Raw genomic sequence first — 2,142 nt, 5'->3', positions numbered from 1 at the left:
CCGGTGGCCAGTGCGATCCACGTCGCGGCGTCCATCTCGACGACGGCCGGCGGCGTGCCGCGGGTGTGCCGCACGCCGGGGATGACCTGCACGGCGGCGTACGGCGGGACCCGGACCTCGACCGAGCGCCCAGGCGCCCGGGTCTCGAGCACGGCCAGGAAGTGCTTGGTCAGCAGGCGCAGGTCGGCGCGGTCGGGCTCGTCGGCGTCAACCAGCCGCGCGAGCGCGGCGGCGACCTCGGCGGGGTCGGCGGGGCGCAGGCGAGCGGGCATCAGTCGTCGGCCTCCTCGGACGCCCCGGTCTCGAGCTCGGGGTAGGGCTGGATCAGCTGGTAGACGGAGTACGTCGTCCGCTCGCCCTCCGCGCCCTGCGTGCGCCGACGCCACCGCTCGACGAGCTCGCTGATCTCGTCGAGCATCTCCTTGGACTCCTCGGAGGTCAGGCGCAGGGCCCACTCCGAGACGCTCTTCTCGCGGCCGCGCTCGGGCTCGACGGCGAGCGCCCGGTCGACGAGGTGGTGGCCCCAGGCGACCGCGTTGCGCTGGAAGACCGCGTACGCCGCCTTGCCCCCGGGCTGCTCGAGCATGTCGCGGGTGCGGAAGCTGATCCCCTCGGGGTCGACGAGCCGCCAGACCCGGTCGCGCTTGTCGCGCGCCTCGTCGGGGGCATCCTCCACGAGCCCGTACTTCGCCAGCTGGCGCAGGTGGAAGCTCGCCTGGTTGGCCGGCACGTCGATGAGCCGCGCGATGTCCGCGGCGCGCAGGGAGCCGGCGGCGAACAGCTCGGACAGGATCCGGTTGCGGGTGGGGTGGGCGATCGCGCGGAGCACGCGCGGATCGTCGTACGACGCCATGGGTCCGAGTCTACGCGAATTCCGCACGCACTATTGCGCAACATGTATTGCGCACCTTATGTTGCGGATATGCCGTCCTACCGCACCCTCGCCCGCAACCACGACTTCACCGTCTTGTGGATCGGGCAGACGATCTCGGAACTGGGCTCCCGCGTGAGCAGCTTCGTGATGCCGCTGGTGGCCTACGCGATGACCCACTCGGCGTTCTGGGCCGCGACGGCGGAGGCGACGTACCTCCTCGGCATGGTCGCGATGCTGCTCCCGGGCGGGATCCTCGCCGACCGGTGCCACCGGCAGCGGCTGATGCGGCTCTCCCACGGAGCCGGAGCCGTCGGCTACACCTCGCTCGTCGCCGCCGGAGCGCTGGGGGCGCTGACGATGCCGCACCTGCTGGTCGTGGCGCTGGCCACCGGCCTCGCCGCCGGCCTGTTCCTTCCCGCGGAGACCGCGGCGATCCGGACGGTCGTGGCGGCCGAGGACCTGCCGACCGCGCTGAGCCAGCAGCAGGCCCGCCAGCACATCGCCTCGCTCACCGGTGCGCCGCTCGGCGGCGCCCTGTTCGCGCTCACCCGCTGGGCGCCGTTCCTCTTCGACGCGATCAGCTACGTCGTCGGCTGGGTGCTGCTCGGCCGCATCCGCACCGACCTGTCCGCACCCGCCACGGCCGGCCCGCGTCGCCCGCTGCACGAGCTGGCCGCCGGCCTGCGGTTCGTCTGGTCGCGCCCGTTCTTCCGGGTGCTGCTCGTGTGGTCACCCCTGGTCAACCTCACGATCAACGCGCTGTTCTTCGTCGCGCTGCTGCGCCTGGTGGAGGCCGGGTTCCCGGCCATCCAGATCGGCCTGGTCGAGGCAGCCATCGGCGTGTGCGGCATCCTCGGCGCCCTGGCCGCGCCCTGGCTGATCGACCGGGTGGCGACCGGCACGCTGACGGTGCTGGTCGCCTGGAGCTTCGTGCCCCTGTCGATCCCGCTCGCGCTGTGGAACCACCCGGTGGCCATGGCCACCGCGGCCTCGGTGGGGCTGTTCCTCAACCCGGCCGGCAACGCGGGCGTCGGCTCCTACCGGATCGCGATCACCCCGCCGGAGCTGATCGGCCGGGTGCAGTCGGCGATGCAGTTCACCTCGATGCTCGCGATGCCGCTGGCGCCGGCGGTCGCCGGAGCGCTGCTGGCCGGCCTCGGCGGGAGGGACGCCGTCTTCGCGCTCACCGCGCTCACCGCTCTGGTCGCCCTGATCCCGACCCTGGCGCCGTCGGTGCGCTCGGTCCCCCGCCCCGCCGCGTGGGTGCG

At 73.3% G+C, this 2,142-nt stretch carries 3 protein-coding genes; 1 reads left to right on the top strand and 2 read right to left on the bottom strand.

Annotated features, from left to right (window positions below; translation table 11 throughout):
* Positions 1-272, bottom strand: a 272-nt coding sequence (locus Q0L15_RS20280) for a sterol carrier family protein (protein WP_296606456.1), incomplete at its 3' end; no start/stop codon positions are given.
* A complete protein-coding gene (locus Q0L15_RS20275; protein ID WP_296606455.1) occupies positions 272-853 on the bottom strand; it encodes a helix-turn-helix domain-containing protein in 582 nt (193 codons plus the stop codon). The genes Q0L15_RS20275 and Q0L15_RS20280, both read right to left, overlap by 1 nt.
* A 69-nt stretch (positions 854-922) precedes the next feature.
* Here Q0L15_RS20275 and Q0L15_RS20270 point away from each other — a divergent pair.
* The coding region (locus Q0L15_RS20270; protein ID WP_296606453.1) for an MFS transporter at positions 923-2,142 on the top strand (1,220 nt) is incomplete at its 3' end.

This window comes from Nocardioides sp., assembly GCF_024509035.1.
Lineage (GTDB): Bacteria > Actinomycetota > Actinomycetes > Propionibacteriales > Nocardioidaceae > Nocardioides.
Note: the sequence above shows the minus strand (reverse complement) of the source record. Positions and strands in the feature narration are given on the sequence as shown.

Excerpts from the sequence above, each read along its gene's own strand:
- Q0L15_RS20275 (WP_296606455.1), bottom strand. The coding sequence starts at position 853 with ATGGCGTCGTACGACGATCCGCGCGTGCTCCGCGCGATCGCCCACCCC.